This window comes from Leifsonia sp. NPDC077715, assembly GCF_040686855.1.
Classification (GTDB): Bacteria; Actinomycetota; Actinomycetes; order Actinomycetales; family Microbacteriaceae; genus Leifsonia.
The window spans coordinates 549,245-569,657 of the sequence record NZ_JBFBOG010000003.1; the positions used below are offsets into that span (position 1 = coordinate 549,245).

Annotated in this window: 13 protein-coding genes; 10 read left to right on the plus strand and 3 right to left on the minus strand. The window is 72.4% G+C overall.

Features of this window, described 5'->3' with window-relative positions; genetic code table 11:
* Positions 1-140: 140 nt before the first annotated feature.
* Genes AB0P25_RS16495 through AB0P25_RS16505 form a run of 3 tightly spaced genes read right to left on the minus strand, consistent with a single transcriptional unit; the run spans position 141 to position 3,870 of the window.
* Positions 141-1,532, minus strand: coding sequence for an aldehyde dehydrogenase family protein (locus AB0P25_RS16495; protein ID WP_363808789.1), 1,392 nt, complete (start codon positions 1,530-1,532; stop codon positions 141-143).
* Positions 1,529-2,692 carry an acyl-CoA dehydrogenase family protein gene (locus AB0P25_RS16500; RefSeq protein ID WP_363808791.1) on the minus strand — a complete coding sequence of 388 codons (1,164 nt, stop codon included), beginning with the start codon at positions 2,690-2,692 and terminating at the stop codon, positions 1,529-1,531. Before AB0P25_RS16500 ends, AB0P25_RS16495 begins: the two co-directional genes overlap by 4 nt.
* Positions 2,689-3,870, minus strand: coding sequence for a CoA transferase (locus AB0P25_RS16505; protein ID WP_363809330.1), 1,182 nt, complete (start codon positions 3,868-3,870; stop codon positions 2,689-2,691). Before AB0P25_RS16505 ends, AB0P25_RS16500 begins: the two co-directional genes overlap by 4 nt.
* A gap of 66 nt (positions 3,871-3,936) precedes the next feature.
* On the opposite strand from AB0P25_RS16505, the gene AB0P25_RS16510 reads away from it, so the two are divergent.
* From AB0P25_RS16510 to AB0P25_RS16555, 10 genes are all read left to right on the plus strand, one after another.
* On the plus strand, positions 3,937-4,722 hold the full coding sequence (locus tag AB0P25_RS16510; RefSeq protein ID WP_363808793.1) for a GntR family transcriptional regulator: 786 nt from the start codon (positions 3,937-3,939) through the stop codon (positions 4,720-4,722).
* Positions 4,715-5,455, plus strand: a complete 741-nt coding sequence (locus tag AB0P25_RS16515; protein WP_363808796.1) for a hypothetical protein — start codon at positions 4,715-4,717, stop codon at positions 5,453-5,455. The genes AB0P25_RS16510 and AB0P25_RS16515 overlap by 8 nt, the downstream gene beginning before the upstream one ends.
* A gap of 58 nt (positions 5,456-5,513) precedes the next feature.
* Positions 5,514-6,689 (plus strand): FHA domain-containing protein, encoded by a 1,176-nt coding sequence (locus AB0P25_RS16520; protein ID WP_363808798.1) that lies wholly within the window; start codon positions 5,514-5,516, stop codon positions 6,687-6,689.
* Entirely contained in the window at positions 6,686-7,522 is an 837-nt protein-coding gene (locus AB0P25_RS16525) for a protein phosphatase 2C domain-containing protein (protein ID WP_363808801.1), read from the plus strand. Before AB0P25_RS16520 ends, AB0P25_RS16525 begins: the two co-directional genes overlap by 4 nt.
* Positions 7,523-7,664: 142 nt before the next feature.
* Positions 7,665-9,095 (plus strand): serine/threonine-protein kinase, encoded by a 1,431-nt coding sequence (locus tag AB0P25_RS16530; protein ID WP_363808803.1) that lies wholly within the window; start codon positions 7,665-7,667, stop codon positions 9,093-9,095.
* On the plus strand, positions 9,092-15,010 hold the full coding sequence (locus tag AB0P25_RS16535) for an Ig-like domain-containing protein (protein WP_363808806.1): 5,919 nt from the start codon (positions 9,092-9,094) through the stop codon (positions 15,008-15,010). Before AB0P25_RS16530 ends, AB0P25_RS16535 begins: the two co-directional genes overlap by 4 nt.
* 97 nt (positions 15,011-15,107) lie before the next feature.
* The gene (locus AB0P25_RS16540; protein ID WP_363808808.1) at positions 15,108-16,079 is read left to right on the plus strand and encodes a MoxR family ATPase; all 972 of its coding nucleotides are present in this window, start codon (positions 15,108-15,110) and stop codon (positions 16,077-16,079) included.
* Positions 16,076-17,416: a DUF58 domain-containing protein gene (locus AB0P25_RS16545; RefSeq protein ID WP_363808810.1), complete on the plus strand. Its 1,341-nt coding sequence runs from the start codon at positions 16,076-16,078 to the stop codon at positions 17,414-17,416. Before AB0P25_RS16540 ends, AB0P25_RS16545 begins: the two co-directional genes overlap by 4 nt.
* Positions 17,416-19,725 carry a transglutaminase-like domain-containing protein gene (locus AB0P25_RS16550; protein ID WP_363808812.1) on the plus strand — a complete coding sequence of 770 codons (2,310 nt, stop codon included), beginning with the start codon at positions 17,416-17,418 and terminating at the stop codon, positions 19,723-19,725. Before AB0P25_RS16545 ends, AB0P25_RS16550 begins: the two co-directional genes overlap by 1 nt.
* Entirely contained in the window at positions 19,722-20,330 is a 609-nt protein-coding gene (locus tag AB0P25_RS16555) for a zinc-ribbon domain-containing protein (RefSeq protein WP_363808814.1), read from the plus strand. Before AB0P25_RS16550 ends, AB0P25_RS16555 begins: the two co-directional genes overlap by 4 nt.
* The last annotated feature ends 83 nt before the right edge of the window (positions 20,331-20,413 follow it).

Consider the following 20,413-nt stretch of genomic DNA (forward strand, 5'->3'; position numbering starts at 1 on the left):
GGGTGGGGCGGGAGCGGGCCGGCCCCACCCCCCCCCCCGCGGGCAGCGCCCGGCCCGCCCCCCCCCCCCCCCCCCCCCCCGGGCGCCGGGGGCCCCCCCCCCCCCCCCCCCCCCCCCCCCCCCCCACGAATCTTCGCGGGTCAGGAGTCGCGTCGCGGGATCCCGAGCGGGTTGCCGTCGCGGAGCTCGAGGGGGAGGACCGCCTCGGGTGCATCCTGGTACGCGATCGGGGTGAGCCAGCGGCGGATCGCCGTGGCGCCGACCGACGTATGCACGCTCGCGGTGGTCGACGGCCAGCCGCCGCCGTGATGCTGCGCCCAGCCGATCGCGACGCCCGTCGGCCAACCGTCGAAGAGGAGGCGGCCGGCGACAGCGGTCAGTCGCTCGGCGAGCGCGGAGACGTCCTCGTCGGCTCCGCGGTGGATCGTCGCCGTGAGCGACGGTTCGAGGGTGTCGAGCATCGCATCGAGCTCGCCGTCGGCGTAGCGCACCAGCACGGTGACCGGGCCGAAGCACTCTGCGAGGAAGGCGTCCGGCTCCGCCCGGAACGCAGCGCTGTCGACCACGAGCACCGTCGGCGTCGACTCTCCGTCGGCGGCCGATCCGGTCAGCACCTCCGCGGAGAGCGACGACCGCTCCGCGACGCCGCTCACGAAGCCGTCCGCCATGGCGGGGGTGAGCTGCCTGCTCGGCGGGGCGTCCGCGAGGGCGTCGCGCACGGCGTCCTCGATCCCGTGACCCTGCGGTGCGAACACCAGGCCCGGCTTGGTGCAGTACTGGCCGGCGTCCCGCGTGAAGGATGCGACCAGACCGGCGCCGATCGCCGCCGAACGCTCGGCCGCCGCTGCGCGGGTGATCACGACGGGGTTGATGCTGCCGAGCTCCCCGTAGAACGGGATGGGGTCGGGACGCGAGACCGCCTGGTCGAACAACGCCCGCCCGCCGCGCACCGAGCCGGTGAATCCGGCCGCGCGGATGCCGGGATGCCGCACCAGCTCGACGCCGGCCTCCATCCCCTCGACCAGCCCGAACCATCCCTCGGGCAGCACCGCCTGCGCGAGGGCCGCGGTGCGCCGGGAGAGTTCGGGATGCCCGGGATGCGCCTTCACGACCACCGGGCATCCGGCGGCGAGCGCCGACGCGGTGTCGTTACCGAGCACGGAGAACGCGAAGGGGAAGTTGGAGGCCGTGTACACGGCGACGGGTCCCAGCGGCCGGAGCATCCTGCGGAGGTCGGGGCGCGGCGGAACGAGAGTCGCGTCGGGCGCCTCGACCACCGCCTCCAGGTAGCCGCCCTCGCGGACCACGCCCGCGAAGAAGCGGAGCTGCGACGCCGTCCGGGTGACCTCGCCGTCGAGCCGTGCGGTCGCGAGGTGCGTCTCCTCGTGGGCGAGGGCGTCGAGCGCGTCCCGGTCGGCGTCGAGCGCGTCGGCCAGCTCCTCCAGCCAGCCGGCCCGCTGGTCGCGGGTCGTCGGCGTCCGCGCGGCGCGGTCGGCAGCGGCGACCGCCGCGTCCACCTGGGACCCGCTCATGCGAACGCCGCCAGCCCGGTCAGCGCGCGACCCAGCACCAGCGTGTGGATCTCGTCCGTGCCCTCGTAGGTCCGCACCGACTCCAGATTCGCCATGTGACGCATCACCGGAAATGCGCTGGTGATGCCGTCGCCGCCGAGGATGGTGCGGGCCTCGCGCGCGATGGCCAGCGCCTCGCGGACGCTGTTGAGCTTTCCGACGCTGATCTGCGTCGGGGTGAGGCGGCCGGCCTCCTTCAGGCGGCCGAGGTGCAGCGCGAGCAGCGTCCCTTTCTCATACTCGACCAGCATGTTCGCCAGCTTCTCCTGGATGAGCTGGGTCGCGCCGATCGGGCGGCCGAACACCTCGCGCGTCGTCGCGCGCGCGATCGAGACCTCGAGGCAGTCGCGCGCGGCGCCCATCGCACCCCAGACGATCCCGTACCGCGCCTCGTTGAGGCAGGAGAAGGGCCCCGACAGTCCACGCGCGCCCGGCAGCTGAGCGTCGGCCGGGACGCGGACGTCGTCGAGCACGATGTCGCACTGGATGGACGCGCGCATCGAGAGCTTGCCGTCGATGGCCGTCGCCGTGAAGCCGGGGGTGGTCGTCGGGACGAGGAAACCGCGCACGCCGTCGTCGGTGGCGGCCCAGACGACGGCGACGTCGGCGATGGCGGCCAGGCCGATCCAGCGCTTGGCGCCGGTGATCACCCAGTCGTCGCCGTCACGCCGCGCCCGGGTGCGCATCGCGGCGGGATCGCTGCCGCCGTCCGGCTCGGTCAGGGCGAAGCAGCCGATCCGCTCGCCGCGCGCCATGGGCGGCAGCCACTCGGCCTTCTGCTCGTCGGAGCCGAACTTCGAGATCGCGCTCATCGCGAGCGAACCCTGCACGGAGACGAAGGTGCGCCAGCCGCTGTCCGCCGCCTCCAGCTCGTGACAGACGAGGCCGTACGCGACGGCGCCGGCGCCCGCGCATCCCTCGTCCTTCAGGTGCATGCCGAGGACGCCGAGCGCGCCGAGCTCCGGTACCAGCTCACGGCGGAAGTGCTTGTCCTCGAAGTCCTGCTCGATCACCGGACGGATGCGCTCGGTCGCGAAGGCGCGCGCCTTGTCGCGCCAGCCGCGCTCCTCGTCGGTGAGCAGGTGGTCGATGCTGAACGCCTCGTCGAGCGTCGTCGTCACGGTCGGTCCTCTCGGTCGGTCTCGTCGGCCCAGCGGGCGTCGTGCGCGCCGAGCAGCGGGGGCGGGGTGCGGTGCACGGCGGGGGCCGTGTCCAGGTGGATGGGCGTTGCCGGCTGGCGGGAGCGGCGTCCGGTGGCGTGGTCGGTCGTCTCGACCACCGCGGCGAGGCCGAGCGATTCGGCGAACTCGAAGGCCTCCGCGACGCCGTTGACGAGCCCGGCGGGCACGCGCGCGGCGGTGAGGGTGTCGACCCAGTCGGCAGCCGGAAGGGCGGCGAGAAGCGGCGCGAGCTCGCCGCGCAGGGTGTCGCGGTGCGCGACCCGGGCCTCGTTCGTCGCGAAGCGCTCATCCTCGGCGAGCTCCGGCCGGCCCAGCACGGCGGCGAACGCGGCGAATTGCCGGTCGTTGCCCACCGCCACGACCAGCTCGCGGTCCGCGGCCGCGAACAGCTCGTACGGGGCGATCGAGGGATGCGCGTTCCCGAGCCGGGCGGGGGAGCGGCCGGTGGCGAGCGTCCCGGAGGCCTGGTTGGTCAGGGCGGCGAGCAGCGAACCGAGGAGTTCGACGTCGACCCGCGAGCCGTGGCCGGTGGCGTCCCGCTTGCGCAGGGCGAGGAGGATGCCGGAGAACGCGTTGAGGCCGGTGAGCACGTCGACCAGGGCGACGCCGACCTTGCTCGGCTCGCCGTCCGGGGCGCCGGTGATGCTCATCAGCCCGCCGACCGCCTGTACGAGGAGGTCATAGCCGGGCAGTGCGGCGCCCGCGTCGCGTCCGAAGCCGGTGATGGAGCAGTAGACGAGGCGCGGATTCGCGGCGCGGAGGGTCCGCTCGTAGAGGCCGAAGCGCTCCATGACGCCGGGGCGGAAGTTCTCGACCACGACGTCCGCGGTCTCGGCGAGGCGCGTGGCGGTGTTCAGCCCCTCGGGGGTCGTCAGGTCGCAGACGACCGAACGCTTGTTGCGGTTCACGGCACCGAAGTACGTGGACTCGCCGGCCTCGTCCACCGGCGGTCGCCACGCGCGGGTGTCGTCGCCGTGCGGAGGCTCGATCTTGATCACGTCGGCGCCGAAGTCGGCGAGCATCATCGTGGCGTAGGGCCCCGCGAGGACGCGGGAGAAGTCGGCGACGCGGAGCCCGCTCAGGACGCCCGGGGTGCCCTCCGGGAGGACGTCGACCATGCTCGCTCCTTCGCTCACGCGAATTCATCCTATAGCGAATGATTCGGGCGGGATATCGTGGGAGGCGTGACCGCGTCCTCCGCCCCCGCCCCGCGCACGACCCGGGCCGCTCCCGGCGCGCGCGACGCGGTGTTCGCCCAGCTCGCCGACGCCGGCCGGGCCGAGCAGGTCGCCCGCCGGCTCGCCGACGCCATCGTGCTCGGGGTGCTGGCGCCCGGGGAGCGCCTACCTAGCGAGGCCGAGCTCGCGCGCCGCTTCGGCGTGGCCCTGGTGACCACGCGAGAAGGGCTCGGGATGCTGCGCCAGGCGGGTCTGGTCGAGACCCGCCGCGGACGCGACGGCGGCAGCTTCGTCGTGCAGCCCGGCGACCCGGACGACGCCCTGCTGACCACCCGGTTGCGCGGCCTGTCGCAGGTCGAGCTGAGCGACCTCGCCGTCTACGTGACGACGATCGCCGCCGGCTGCGCGGACCGCGCCGCGGAGCGCTCCACGCCCGAGGACGACGAGCGCCTGCGCCGCTGGCTGGACGCGGCCGACTTCTCGGCCGCCGCGGAGGCGCGGCGCAATGCGGGCGGCTTCCTGCTGGAGCTGGCCGTGCTCAGCCAGTCGACCCGCCTGGTGCGGGAGCAGTTGCGGCTGCAGGCCGAGTTCGGGCCGCTGCTGTGGCTCGGGATGCGCGACGAGGCGCTGCGGGCGGCGGCGGCGGCGAGCGCTGCGCGGATCGCCGATGCGGTGGCCGGCCGGGACGGCGCGACCGCGCGCGCCGAGGTGAGCCGCCTGATCGACGCGGTCTCCCGCTGGCTGCTGCAGGCGAAGGCCAGGGTCGAGGTGGGCGGGTCGATCGATGGGTGAGAGCGCGATTCTCCGTCCGCAGGTCGATGCGGAGGCCGTGGCGGACCGGGTGTCGGAGCTGTTCGGGGGTATCCACGACCTGATCGCCGGGTGGCGGACGTCGATCCTCGAGGTGGTCGCCGAGGACGGACCGACCGATCCCGGCTCACTCGACGAGCGCATCGCGGGGCTGGTGCTCCCGGAGCTGGAGGCGGACGACCCGCTGCTCATCGGCGCCGGCTTCATCGCCGCGCCGGAGACCACCCGCACCGGCGGCCTCCACTTCGCCTGGTGGTTGGGGGCGCTGGACGACAACCCGGTGTTCGGAGCGACCGCGGGCCCCTCGCGGCTGGACCTGGCCTCTCGCGCCTATGCCGAGTATCTGCGCGACTTCCCCTCGCTGGAGTGGTACCGCGTCCCCTCGTCGACGCATCGGACGCACGTCACCGGTCCGTACGTCGACCACCTGTGCGCGTGCGACTACATCGTGACGGTGACGTCCCCCGTCGAACGCGGAGGCGCCGTGCTCGGGGTCGTCGGCGTCGACGTCTACGTGAAGCGCCTGGAGCGGGAGCTGCTGCCGGTGCTGCTGACGGCGGGCGAACCGCTTGCGGTGCTGAACGCCACGGGCCGGGTGCTCGTCTCGGGCGATCCGGCGGTCGTCGCGGGGTCGGTGGTGACGGTGCCGGACGACGGTGTGGTCTCCGCGGGGACGCCGTTCGTGGTCGTGCGGCCGGAGCGCCCGTCGGCGTGACGCGGACAGGTACACTCGCATCGAACCCCCACCCCGGCACGATCAGGAGGAGCCGACGATGACGAGCGGCTTCATCCGGTACGCCCCCACGTCCGGACCGTCGCGCTGGCTGCTCATCGCCGGCCGCCGGTTCGTCGCGGCGGTCGAGAGCACGGTCTCGGACGCGATCGTCGACCAGGTGTTCTGGCTCGCCGACTCGGAGCTCGCGACGATCGAGTCCGTCGTCGGCGCGTTCCCGCTCGCCGGGACGGACAGTGTCCGGTCCTTCGCGGTCGCCGAACTGGCGGAGCCCAACGCGGCCGGTGAGGTGACCGTGACCGCCGTCGTCCGCGGCTCCGCGGCGATCGACGTGTTCTCGGTCGGCGGGTCGCGCCGGTTCTCCGCGGGCGGAGTCCAGCCGTGGGTGCTCGCCGAATTCCGTTCCGTCACCGGTCTCGTGCTGCAGGGGGACGACGCGCAGACCGGTCCGGTCGCCCGGCTCTCGATCGGGTCGCTGCCGCTCGGGATCGGCGTCGCCGACGGCGAGCTGCTGACCTGGTCGCTGCAGCCCATCGAGCGCGCGGAGCGGAGCGCGTCTGCGGCTCCGGAGCCGGCCGCGGTGACGGCCGAGGCGCCGGACGGACCGGCCGCCGACGAGACGATCATCCGCGAGCGCGGCCGCAGCTCCAGCCTGTTCGGCCACGGCGCGGAGCCGGTCGTCGCCGACCCGGAGCAGGTGCCTCCCGCGGCACGCCCCGCAGCGCACGAACTGCCGGGCGCCGTCGACATCGAGGAGCCGGAACCGTCGCGCGACACGCCCGTGATCCCCGCTGGGCCGCTGACCCTGCCGTCCGCCGACGCGTTCCCGCCGACCGAGCCGGTCGTCCTTCCACCGCCTCCTGCCGCCTTCGCCGCGCGCCTGCCATCGGGGGACACGCTCACCCTCGATGCGCCCCTCCTCGTCGGTCGCCGTCCGACGTCGCAGCGGGTCGAGTCGGGCATCACGCCGCGGCTCGTGACCGTGGCCTCGCCGACGCAGGAGGTCTCGTCGACCCACGCCCGCATCGAGCAGTCGGGGGACGCCGTCGTCGTCACCGACCTCCGCTCGACGAACGGGACGGTGGTGACGGGTCCCGCGGGCAGCCGGCGACTGCGACCGGGGGAGTCGGTCGTGGTCCTCGCCGGGGCGAGGGTGGAGATCGGCGACGGTAATATCATCGAGATCACCGCCCGCCGAGGAGAAGGACGCGAGTGACCCAGATCGGTCGCAGCAGCAGACGCCACACCGTGGCCGTGCCCGGCGATCCCGACGCGCGCATCAGCCTCTCGTGGGCGGCGCTCAGCGACACGGGCTACCGGCGGAGCGTGAACGAGGACAGCCTCCTCGCCCGTTCGCCGATCTTCGCCGTCGCCGACGGGATGGGCGGCCACACCGCGGGCGACTTCGCCAGCACCGCGGTCGTCACCCGGCTCGCCGAGAAGGTGAAGGCCGACTACGTGAACGAGCTCGCGCTCACCGACGCGCTGCGCTCCGCGGTCGACGACATGAGCCGCGGCGTCGGCCAGACCGACCTCGGCACGGGCACGACGGTGACCGGCATCGCGCTGACGCTGGTCGACGGCGCGCCCTACTGGCTGGTGTTCAACATCGGCGACTCCCGCGTCTACAGCTACCGCGACGGGACGCTCGAGCAGCTGACCGTCGACCACTCGATCGTCCAGGAATTGCTGGACGCCGGCGCGATCACCCCGGCGGAGGCCGAGGTCCACCCGCACAGCAACGTCATCACCCGCGCCGTCGGATTCAACGAGGACCCGGTCCCGGACTACTTCCTCCTGCCGATCGTCGCGGGCTCCCGGCTGCTGGTGTGCTCCGACGGCCTCACCAAGGAGCTCACCGAGCACGGCATCCGCTACTTCCTGGGCGAGGGATCGTCCCCGCTCGACGCCGCGCAGCAGCTGATGGACGCGGCCCTCGGCAACGGGGGACGCGACAACGTCACGGTCGTCGTGGTCGACGTGCTGGCGACGCCGGAGTCCGGCTCGCACCGCGACGGCGAGTCCCGACGGGCGGCCCGCCGCCACTGACGTTGTCCCCCGAGTTGGGGGTCATCGAGTTATCCCCAGTACGGGTCCCGGCCAGGCCAGGCTCAGGGGCCGCTGCCTACAATTGTCAGACGCTTTTCGCACTCTGCGCGCTGCGTTTTCGCCGACGAACGGGAGGGATCCGATGGCCCGGCGTTTGCCGTCCCAGCCGCCCAACCTCCCCGGCTTCTCGTACGTCCGGGTGCTCGGTTCGGGCGGTTTCGCCGACGTGTTCCTGTACGAGCAGAACATGCCCCGCCGGCAGGTCGCGGTCAAGGTGATGCTGGCCGAGGTGGTCACCAGCCAGGTCAAGCAGATGTTCCAGGCCGAGGCCAACCTCATGGCTCAACTGAGCACGCACCCCTCGATCCTCACCGTGTACCAGGCGAGCGTGTCCTCCGACGGCCGCCCCTACCTCGTGATGGAGCTGTGCTCGGCGGCGATCGGCCAGCGGTACCGCAGCGACCCGCTGCCGGTCCTCGAGGTGCTGAGCATCGGCGTGCGCATCGCGAGCGCGGTCGAGACGGCGCACCGCGCCGGCGTGCTGCATCGCGACATCAAGCCGTCGAACATCCTGAGCACCGCCTACGGGCATCCGGTGCTGAGCGACTTCGGCATCGCCGCGACGCTGAGCGAGGCCGATGTGACCGAGGCGATCGGCCTGTCCATCCCGTGGTCGGCGCCCGAGGTGCTGCTCGACGAGACGAGTGGCACGATCGCCAGCGAGGTCTGGTCTCTCGGCGCGACCATGTACTCGCTGCTCGCCGGCCGCTCGCCCTTCGAGGTGCCGGGCAAGGAGAACACCGCCGCCGAGCTCATCCAGCGCATCACCAAGAGCCGGCCGCTGCCGATCGGCCGTGCCGACGTTCCGCCGCGGCTCGAGCAGGTGCTGCTCAAGGCGATGTCGCGCAAGCCGTCGCAGCGGCAGCGCAGCGCTCTGGAGTTCATCCGCGAGCTGCAGGCGGTCGAAGCGGAGCTGGGTCTCCCGCAGACGCCGATCGAGGTCGCGATGGACGACTGGGCGCTCGCCACCGCCGGCGACCCGGAGGACCGCACCCGGGTCAAGGGCGTCATGGCGGTCGACCCCGGCGCCCGCCGCCGGCGCCGTCGCGCCGCGCCCGCGTCCGCGACGGTGACGCGCGCACCCACCCACACGGTCGTGCGCGAGAGCGCGGGCAGCGCACAGACCCCGCAGCAGGCGCCCCCGTCGAAGACGCCGCGCGCCCTCGTCATCGCGCTGATCGCGTGCGCGACGCTGGTGGTCGTGCTCGGGATCACCGCGTCCCTCGTGCTGGTGCGGGCGGGATCCAGCAGCGACATCCCGACCGTCCGCGACCTCAGCGGCCGCGTCACCGGCAGCACGATCGTGTTCAGCTGGAGCGACCCGGGCCTCCAGGACGGCGACACCTACCAGGTGGCGGTGCAGGACCAGCCGCCGAGCAGCCAGCATGCGACCGAGTTCCGGGTGGATGCGAAGCCCGGCCAGACCGTCTGCGTCACCGTGACCGTCAACCGCGACGGCCGGACCGGCACGCCCAGCGGACAGAAGTGCGTCGAGAGGGCGGCAGGGACGTGAGCCGCGCCGCCGCGTTCTGGTCCTGGCTGACCGCCCACAAGTCGGTCGCCGCGACGGCCGTCAGCGGGACGGCCGTCGCAGCCCTGGTGACCACGCTCGCGGTCGTCTCGGGCGGGTACAGCGCCCAGCATCTCCAGCTGAACGACGCCGCGGTGTGGGTGGCCAGCGATGCCAAGAAGTCGCTCGGGCGCGCGAACACGGAGATCGACAAGCTCAACTCGGTCGTTGCAGGCACCGGCGAATCCCTCGACGTCGTGCAGGACGGCACCGACGTCCTGCTGATCGACCGCGAGGCGAACACGGTCGCGGTCGTCGATCCGGCCACCGCCGAGGCGGGGAAGTCGGTCGCGCTGCCGCCTCGCTCGCCGCAGGTCTCGCTCGCCGGCGGCCACGTGGCGCTGATGTCGCGCACGACGGGACAGCTGTGGCTGACGTCCGTGAAGCAGCTGGACACGTTCAACTCGGGTTCGGCCGCGACGGTCGATCTGGGCGGCCGCGCGGTCTTCGCGATGGACCCGTCGGGCGTGCTGTTCGCCTACCAGCCCTCGACCCGGACGCTCGTGCGCGCCGACCTCAACGCCGCCGAGCCGTCCACCACGACGACCGACGTCGCCACCAAGGGCGACGGTGCGAACGTGTCGCTGACCTCGGTCGGCGGCCACTGGGCGCTGCTCGACCCCGACGAGCGGACGCTGTGGGTGGACGGACGCGCGGTCGATCTCAGCGGCGTCCTCCCGGAGGGGGCGGAGCCGGTGCTGCAGCAGCCCTCATCCGGCGGCGGGGCGGTGTGGATCGCCTCCGGCACCGGTCTCGTGCGGGTGCCCCTCGACGGCGGCAGGCCCACGCGTCCCGTGACCCAGGGCGGTGGGGCGGCCGCGGCTCCCGTCACGGTCGCCGGGTGCACCTACGCCGCCTGGAGCGGTGGGAGCACGTGGCGCTCGTGCGGTGCCTCCGGCGCGGGGGAGCGGTCGACGCTGAAGGACGTCCCGTCAGGGGCCACCCTCGACTTCCGGGTCAACGGCTCCCGGGTCGTGCTCAACGACGGTCGTTCGGGTGTGGCCTGGGCGGTCCAGAGCGGGAACACGCGCATCGACAACTGGGACGAGCTGGTCTCCAAGAAGACGACGCAGGAGCTCGTCAACCAGACCAAGCAGGACACCGCGCCGCAGTACGAGAAGCAGGAGCAGCCTCCCGTCGCCGTCGACGACTCGTTCGGCGCCCGGCCGGGTCGCGTGACGCCCCTGCCGGTGCTGCTCAACGACTACGACCCGAACGGCGACGTGCTGACGATCGACTCGTTCACCGGTGTGCCGGCGTCGCAGGGCACGCTCGAGCTCACCAACGCCGACCAGCAGCTGCAGATCTCGCTGCCGGACACGGCGACCGGCTCCATCGCGTTCGACTACACGATCTCCGACGGGCGTGGTGGAACGGCGACGGCGCACGTCGTCGTGGCCGTGCGGACGGCGGGGGAGAACGCGCCACCCGTCTGCGTCCGGAACGCCAAGGCCGTCGTCCAGGCGGGAGGGCGCGTCTCGGCTCCGGTGCTCGGCGACTGCTACGACCCGGACGGCGATTCCTTCTACCTGTCCGCCGCCTCCATCCCGTCGCCCGATACCGTGACCTTCACCCCGCAGGGGCAGGTCGCGTACTCCGACCACGGCGACGGCGCGGGCGTCAAGGATGTGGCGCTGACGCTCTCCGACGGCCGCGCCGAGTCCGCCGGGCTGCTCGCCGTCACCGTCCGTCCGCCCGGGCAGGTTCCGATCATCGCCGACCCGTTCGCGGTGCTCGCCTACCAGGGCCAGGAGGTCACGGTCTCGCCGCTCGACCACGTGCGCGGAGGCAACGGCGTCGTGCGCCTCAGCACCGTGCCGACGAAGGCCGACGCGACCATCACGCCGGACTACCAGGGCGGCACGTTCCGTTTCGAGTCCGACCAGGCTGGCACGCACAACATCGAGTACTCGGTGACCGATGGCGTGATCACCGCCACCGGCGTCGTCCGGGTCGAGGTCAAGGCGCCGCCCGGGGCGAAGACCGCTCCGATCGCCGTTCCGCACACCGCGTTCATCCGCGAGCAGTCGACGCAGGACGTGGACGTCCTCTCCACCGACATCGACCCCTCCGGCGGCGTGCTGCTGGTCACCGGGGTCACCGATCCGGAGGCGTCGACGGGCGTGCGCGTGCAGGTCCTGCAGCAGCGCACGCTACGCGTCACGCTGAGCCGCCCGCTCGAGGGCCCGGTCGACTTCCATTACCGGCTGAGCAACGGGCTGGCCGACACGGTCGGCACGGTGACCGTGGTGCAGCTCCCGCCGCTCACGGTCCACCAGCCGCCGATCGCCGCACCGGACTCGGTGTCGGTGCGCGTTCGCGACGTGGTCGACATCCCGGTGCTGGCCAACGACGTCCAGCCGGACGGCGACAAGCTGACTCTCGACCCGACCCTGGCGACGCCGCTTCCGAGCGGCGCCGGCCTGCTGTTCGCCAGCGGCGACCACCTGCGCTACCTCGCGCCGTCGAAGCCCGGCAACTACACCGCCGCCTACCGCGTGTCCGGCGAGGACGGGCAGTGGGCGACCGCCGAGGTCACCATCGCCGTGCGCGAGCGGGATGCGGCGACCAACAACCCGCCGGTCCCGAAGACCGTCACCGCGCGCGTGCTCGCGGGCGACACCGTGCGCATCACCGTGCCGCTCTCGGGCATCGACCCGGATGGCGACTCGGTGCAGTTCATCGGCCAGGAGACCAACCCCCAGAAGGGCGCGGTGATCGCCTCCGGCCCCGACTGGATGGACTTCCAGGCGGGCGAGTACGCGGCGGGCACGGACACCTTCACCTACGCGGTCGTCGATGCGCTCGGGGCCCGCGCGACGGGGACCGTGCGGGTGGGCATCGCCGCGCGGGTCGAGGGCGCGCGGAACCCGATCGCGGTCGAGGACGACGTGACGGCGAAGCCAGGCCGCACCCTCGGGGTTCAGGTGCTCGCCAACGACAGCGACCCCGACGGGAGCCCGCTGAGCGTCACCGCCGTGACGTCGCTCGACGGGAAGGCCAAGGCGAAGATCAGCGGCGACGTCGTCACCGTGACCGCGCCGAAGACTCCCGGCGCCTACGGCTTCCTGTACACGATCCAGAACGACCGGGGCGGGACGAGCCAGGCGTTCCTCCGCCTCACCGTCGACGAGAAGGCGCCTCCCGCGCGTCCGGTGGTCTCCGACACGACGCTCGGCCTCTCCGACATCCTCGGCAAGCAACGGGTCGACGTGAACGTCTTGGCGAACGTGTTCTTCGCCGACGGCCCGGTGTCGAGCCTCAAGCTCTCGCTGGTGCCCGGGTACAACGCGGACGCGCAGGTGACCGCCGCCAAGCGGCTGCGGGTCACGATCGGCGCCAAGAGCCAGATCGTGCCGTTCAAGGTGGCCAACCCCGAGGACGAGTCGGTCGTCGCGAACGGCTTCGTGCACGTCCCGGGCTACGACGACGCGCTTCCGCAAGTGAAGCGCGGGGCGCCGAAGCTGACGGTGGTGAGTGAGAAGACGCTGACCATCCACCTGAACGACTACATCGTCGCGGTCGGCAACCGGAAGGTGCGGCTGACGGACGCCGCGACCGTGCGGGCGACGCACGCCAACGGCGACGACCTCGTGGTCGGCAACGACACCCTGCAGTTCACCTCGTCGCCGCGCTACTTCGGCCCGGCGTCCATCTCGTTCCAGGTCACCGACGGGTCGAGCGCGACGGATCCGGACGGCAACGTCGCGACGATCGTGCTCCCGATCGAGGTGACACCGCGCGAGAACCAGCCCCCGGTGTTCACGGGCGCGCTCATCGACTTCGAGCCGGGGCAGACCAAGACCATCGACCTGACCAAGGTGACCAGCTACCCCTACGCCAAGGACCAGAACGAGCTGGTGTACTCCATCCAGAACCCGCGGCCGAGCGGCGTCACCGCGACCATCGACGGGCAGAAGCTGACCGTGACCGTGGCCACCGGCACGCCGAAGGGCACCACGCCGTCGCTCTCGATCGGCGTGAAGGATGCGGTCAACGCCGGTCAGGCGGGGCGCATCGACATCCAGGTGGTGCCCTCCACCCGCCCGCTGGCGAGCCCGCAGCCCGACCGCGTCATCGCGCCGCGCGGCCAGACGACCACCGTCGACGTGCTCGCGAACGACGGCGCCACCAACCCGTTCCCGGACAAGCCCCTCCGCGTGATCGCGGTGCGCGGCCTGGGCAGCGGCCTGCCCGACGGTCTCAGCATCACGCCGAGCGCCGACAACTCCGAACTGCAGATCTCGGTCTCGCCCACCGCGGCGCCGGCCGACACCACGCTGCAGTACGAGGTGGCGGACGCCACGGGCGATGCCGACCGGTACACCTGGGGCACGGTCACCGTGTCGGTCCAGGACCGGCCGGCTCCCGTCTCCAACGTCCAGATCGGCACGATCGCCAACCGCAGCCTGACGCTCAGCTGGATCCCCGGTGCCTTCAACAACTCGCCGATCACCGGCTTCCAGGTGACGATGGCGAACGCCGCGACCGGGCAGGTGATCTCCACCACTCCGTGTGCGACGACGACCTGCGCGATCACCACGCCGGGCAACGGCCCGTCGAACGCGGTGACGCTGACGGTGCGCGCGCAGAACGCCCTCGGCCTCTCCGATCCCACCTCGTACGCCGAGCCGGTGTGGTCCGACGTGATCCCGAACGCGCCGTCCGCCGTGTCGTCGACACCGCTCGATCACGGGCTCCGCATCACCTGGACCAAGCCGGCCGACGCACCCGGCGCCAGCCCGATCACCTCGTACCTGGTGTCGCTGGGCGGCGTGACCAACGCCCTGCAGGTCTCGGGCTCCGATCCGGTGGGCACCGGCTACGCGCTCAACGTCACCGACCCCGGGATCGCGAACGGCGCGGCCATCGGGTTCACGGTCGCTTCGCGCAACGAGTTCTACCAGGGCCGCACGACCTGGAATCAGACGCAGGGGAGCGGCGTGCCCGCCGGGGCGCCGACGACCACCGGTGTCGCACCGGTCGCGACGCCGGACACCCAGGCGGGCACCAGCGCGACGCTGAGCTGGTCCGGCGTCTTCGGCGACAACGGCAAGACGATCACCGACTACTGGGTGGCGGCGTTCCAGGGCCGCAACCCGACGTCCTGTCAGGTCACGGGGGTGGATTCCGGACAGCCGTCGTTGTCGACGAACGGCTTGCGGCGTGTGCAGGGTGGCAGCACGGTCATCACCGGGCTCAGCCCGAACCAGACCTACGACTTCATCGTCTACGCCTACAACGGCCAGGGCTGCACGCCGGCGGCGATCGTCAGCGCGACCCCGCGGCAGTCGCCGGGCGACGTGACCGGGATCGCCGTGGTGTCCCGCGTCCTGAACCAGAGCGCGCGGACCGCCGACTTCAACGTCACCGTGTCGTACCGCGCAGGCGGCGGATCCAACCCGCGGTTCGACTACCAGCTGCTCAGCGGCGGCGCGGTCGTCGACTCGGGCACGCTCAGCGGCACGAGCGGCGTGCTGGACGCCTCCGGCGCGAACCACTACGGCGTCCCGCTGACCGTGCGGATCACCCGGGTCTGCGAGGGCTACCCCGACGGCTCGTCGCTCTGCACGGCCCAGAGCGCGACCCAGGACCTGGGGGTCGCGGTTGATCTCAAGATCGGCGGCGCCCGGTACGACCCCGCGAGCCAGGTGTTCACCTGGACGAGCTGGCCGACGGGCGCCTACGACGCCGTCACCTACAGCTGCGACGGCACGACGCAGCTGCCGATGCCGGCCGCGGGCGAGACGGCGTCCTGCACCGCGCCGGCGAACGACCCGGCCCCGACCCTGACCGTGACCGTCGTGTCCGGTGGCGACACGTTCTCCACCGACTATCCGGGATCGACGTTGCCATGATCCGCGGACGGCATACTGTCTTCAGCCGCACCGCGCGGCGCACACCCCCTTCCCTGCGGCCTCTCGCGCCGCGCCCCGAACCGAAAGAGGCCGGAGCATGACGATGACCCCCGAGCAGGCCGGCTGGTTCTCCGGAGTGTTCGAGCGCCTCGTCGCGAACATCGACAAGGTCCTGCTCGGCAAGTCCCACGTGATCCGGCTCGCCCTGACCGCGCTGTTCAGCGAGGGGCACCTGCTGCTCGAGGACTACCCGGGCACCGGCAAGACGTCGCTCGCGCGCGCGATCGCCGAGAGCGTCCGCGGCTCGACCAACCGCGTCCAATTCACCCCGGACCTCCTGCCCGGCGACATCACCGGCGTCAACGTCTACGACCAGCGTTCGGGCGCGTTCGAGTTCCACCGCGGCCCGGTGTTCGCGAACATCGTGCTCGCCGACGAGATCAACCGCGCGAGCCCGAAGACGCAGTCCGCCCTCCTGGAGGTGATGGAGGAGCAGCAGGTCACCGTCGACGGTGTGCGGCACTCGGTCGGAGCGCCGTTCATGGTCATCGCCACCCAGAACCCGATCGAGCAGGCGGGCACCTACCGCCTCCCCGAGGCGCAGCTCGACCGGTTCCTGATGAAGGCGTCGATCGGCTACCCGGACCACGAGGCGACGCTGCGCATCCTCGAGGGGAGCGAGCGCAAGGCGCACGAGGTCGTCGTGCCGGAGGTCATCTCCGCGGCGACCGTCGTCGAGATGGCCACGATCGCGCGCGGGGTGCACGTCGACCCCACGATCAACGACTACGTGTCACGTCTGGTCGAGGCCAGCCGTACCGCCGACGAGATCCGTCTGGGCGTCAGCGTGCGCGGCGCCCTCGCGCTGCTGCGCGCCGCCAAGACGCTCGCCGCCGCGTCCGGCCGCTACTACGTGACGCCCGACGACGTGAAGGCCCTCGCCGAGCCGGTGCTCGCCCACCGCCTCGTGCTCGACCCCGAGGCGGAGTTCGAGGGCGTCAGCGCCTCCAGCATCGTCGGCCAGCTGCTCATCGAGACGCCGCCGCCGAGCGATCGGGCCGCCGTGTGACCACCGTCACCCGTTCGCAGACCGAGCTCACCAACGCGCGCGCCCGCATCGTCGGCGAGCGCGAAGGGTTCCTCGCGGACGCGATCGTGTGGGTCGTGCGCAGCTCCGCCACCGCCGGCCGGGCGGTCGCGACGCTGGCGCGCCGGGTCGGCTCCGTGGTGACGGCGCTCGGCTGGTCGATGCTGCTGCTCGCGGTGCTTGCCCTCACAGCCGGCTACGTCTGGGGGTGGGTAGAGGCGGTCGTCGCCGGCTGGGCGGCCGTGGTGATCCTGGTCGTCGCCTCCGGCTACCTGATCGGGCGCACCGCGTACGACGTCGGGCTCTCCCTCCCGGCGAACCGCGTCGTCGTCGGCGATCGGGCCCCCGGCGAGGTGTCGGTGCGCAATCCGCTGCGGCGGAGGCTCCCCGGTGTGCGCGTCGAGGTGCCCGTCGGTCACGGGCTCGCCGAGTTCGCGGCTCCCTCGCTCGCCCCGGCCGAGGAGCACTCGGACGTCTTCGTGGTGCCGACCAGCCGCCGCGGGATCGTGCCCATCGGCCCGGTGCGCACCGTCCGCGCCGACCCGATCGGGCTGCTGCGGCGCGAGGTGGTCTGGGCGGACTCCCTCGACCTGTTCGTGCACCCGCGCACCATCGCCATCCCGAGCATGAGCACCGGCTTCGTCCGCGACCTCGAGGGGTCGCCGACCCGCGACCTCACCGCGAGCGACATCGCCTTCCACGCGCTGCGCGAGTACGTCCCCGGGGACGAGCGCCGCTTCATCCACTGGAAGTCGACGGCCAAGACCGGCAGCTACATGGTCCGACAGTTCGAGGAGACCCGGCGCAGCCATCTGCTGGTGGCACTGAGCCTGTCGGCGGCCGACTACGCGACCGACGAGGAGTTCGAGCTCGCGGTCAGCGCCACCGGCTCGCTCGGGGTGCGGGCGATGCTCGACTCCCGCACGGTCTCCGTGGTCGCCTCCGCCGCGACACCCGACTTCGCCAAGCGGATGCTGTTCACCGTCCGCCGTCTGAGCACGGTGAATCGCGGCCGGCTGCTGGACGACCTCGCCGGGGTCGAGACCGCCGACGCGGCACTCCGGCTGCCGGAGCTCGCGCAGGTCGCCTCGGACGACGCAGCCGGCATCTCGATCGCGTTCCTCATCTGCGGGTCGACGCCCACCGCCACGCAGCTGCGCGCGGCCGCGGCGCACTTCCCGCTCGGGGTGGATGTGGTCGCGATCGTCTGCGACGAGGGTGCGGTGCCGTCGCTCCGGCGCGTGGCCGACCTCAGCGTCCTCACCATCGGCTACCTGGAGGACCTTCAGCGCAGCCTCGCGAAACGGCTGGCCACCTGATGCCCGCCCGTCGTTCCCCCCGTGCGCTCGTGGACGTGCTCTTCGCCGTCGTCGCCGTCGCGCTGGGCGCGTGGTCGTTCTGGCCCGTGTACCAGTCGAGCGCGTTCATCGTGATGCTGGTGGCGACCCTCCTGCTCGGCACCGCAGTCGCCGTCGCCGGATGGGCGTGGCGCCTGCCGAGCATCGCGGTCGTCGGCCTCATCCTGGTGGTCTACCTGGGCGCGGGCGTGCAGCTCGCCGTACCGTCCGAGGCGGCCGCCGGGGGACTGCTGCCGAGCCCGGAGGGCTTCATCGACCTCATCCAGGGCACATGGCTGAGCTGGAAGCAGCTCGTGACGATCAGCGTCCCGGTGGGCTCGTATCAGGCGCTGCTGGTGCCCGCGTTCCTGCTGACGCTGCTGGCGACGGTGCTGACGGTCACCATCGCGTTGCGGTCGTCCCGCCCCGAGCTCGCCGCCATCCCGCCGGTGCTGCTCGTCGTCGCCGGCATCCTGCTGGGGTCGTCGGTGGCGTCCGTTCCGTTGCTGCTGCTCTTCGCGCTGTTCGTCGTCCTCCTCGCGTGGCTGATCCGGTTCCGGCTGTCGCGGCGCTCCGCCGCCGTGCGGACGCTGCGCGAGCAGAGCGGCCAGCTCGTCGAGAGCAGGAGCGAGCGCGTCTCGACCGCCGCGCTCACCGCGGCCGGGGCGACGGTCATGGTGGTCGCCGCGGCCGCGGGCGGCATCGCGGCCGCCGCACTGCTGCCCCCGTCGGGTGACCGGCAGGTCGTGCGCACGGCGGTCGAGCAGCCGTTCGATCCGCGCGAGTACCCGAGCCCGCTGAGCGGCTTCCGGTCCTACCTGGAGCCCGCGAAGGCGGACCAGAACATGCTGACGGTCGATGGCCTGCCGTCGGACGGGCGTCTGCGGATCGCGACACTCGACACCTACGACGGCGTGACCTACTCGGTCGGGAGCGCGGAATCGACCAGCGCGTCCGGATCCTTCACGCGCGTCCCCTACCGGCTCGACCAGGGCGCAACCAACGGCAAGCGCACCACCACCACCGTCGTGGTGAACGACTACCGCGGTCCCTGGCTCCCCGGCAGCGGGCAGCTTGAGCAGGTCCAGTTCGGAGGGTCGCGCGCCTCCACGCTCGCGGGCGCGTTCTTCTACAACGACGTCACCGGCACCGGTGCGGTCACCACGGCGCTGCGGAACGGCGACACCTACACCGAGCAGTCGGTCGTCAAGCCGCTCCTGACCGCTGCGCAGCTCCAGAAGGTGCAGCCGGGCTCGGACTCGGTGCCGCGTCCGGCCGTCATCCCCGACGAGCTGCAGTCCGCGCTGCAGAAGTACACTGCCGGGGTCAGCGGTGCCGGACCCAAGCTGGCCGCGGCACTACGGGGTCTCGCGCAGGACGGCTACATCAGCCACGGGATCGGCGCGAACGAGCCCCCGAGCCGATCCGGTCACGGCGCTGACCGCATCACCGAACTGCTCACCGACGTGCCGATGCTCGGCGACCAGGAGCAGTACGCGGTGACCGCTGCGCTCATGGCGCGGCAGCTCGGCTTCCCGGCCCGCGTGGTGGTCGGCTTCGTCGCGCCGGAGGGGGTCACGGGCGACGCGGTCACCTTCAACGGCTCCGACATCTCGGCGTGGATCGAGGTGCAGACGACGGACGGCTGGGTCACCGTGGATCCGACGCCGCCGATCCGCCCCGTGCCGCCGAAGCAGCCCGACCAGCCGACGCAGATCTCTCGTCCGCAGACCAACGTCCAGCCGCCTGTGGACGACAATCCGCAGCAGAACGACGAGCCGCCGCAGGCGCAGGTCGATCCGTCGAACCAGCCGAAACCCGATCCAGCGCTCGAGACGCTGCTCACCGTGCTGGTGATCGTCGGCTGGACGCTGCTCATCCTCGCCCTCATCGCGTCCCCGTTCCTCGCGGTGCTCGCGGCCAAGTGGCGACGACGCACCCTCCGCCGCCGTGCCCCGACCGCACGCGAGCGCATCGTCGGCGGCTGGCGCGAGTTCGCCGACGCGGCGGTCGATCACGGCTACGACCCGCCGCCCGCCGCCACCCGCGTCGAGTTCGCCGACACCATCGGCGGCTCCCGTGCCAACGCCCTGGCGAAGGTCGCCGATCGCGCGACCTACAGCGGCATCGCGCCCACCCCGGCCGAGGCGGAATCGGTGTGGAAAGCCGTCGACGACCTGCGGGGTCAGCTCGCGAAGCGCGACACGCGCTGGAAGAGGCTGCTCGCGGCGGTCTCGCTGCGTTCGCTCGGCTACCGTGGGAGGGGAAGCGGAAAGGGACAGAGCCGATGAAGTGTCGAGTGTGCGGGACCGAGCTGGCTGAGGGGACGCTGTTCTGCCCCATGTGCGGCAGCTCGGTGACCTCGTCGCGGCTGCGTCCGCCGGAGGTGGCCGACTCGCGACCCTCCGACACGTCGATCATCTCCGACCGCGTCGCCGAGCGCCCGCCCGCGCCCGCCGTCGCCGGTCGCTTCCCGGGCGAGCTCGAACTGGATGAGGACGGCCTTCCCCCGACGCAGGCGATGACCATTGTCTCGGTCGAGGATGCGCCGCCCGCGCGTCCGACGGTCCAGCGCAGTTTCACGCTCAGCTTCTCGACCGGCGACGTGGTCGAGGTCTCCGGCTCCGGCCTGGTGGGCCGGCGCCCGATCACGCAGCCGGGGGAGCACATCGACCAGCTGGTGGTCCTCTCCGACCCGACCCGCAGCGTCTCGAAGACGCACCTCGAGTTCGGCCTCGAGGGCGACGAGCTCTGGATCTGCGACCGCTACTCCGGCAACGGCACGGTCGCTCATCCGCTCGGCGGCGTCGCCCGGCAGTGCGAGGCCGGCCGCCGCTACCGCGTCACCCGCGGCACCCGCGTCGAAATCGGCGACCAGTGGTTCGACGTCTCCTGACCCCGCGCACCCGCCATCGAATACACGAAAAGTGCACGCCAGACCGGGTCTGAGCGTGCACTTTTCGTGTACTCGATGGTGGG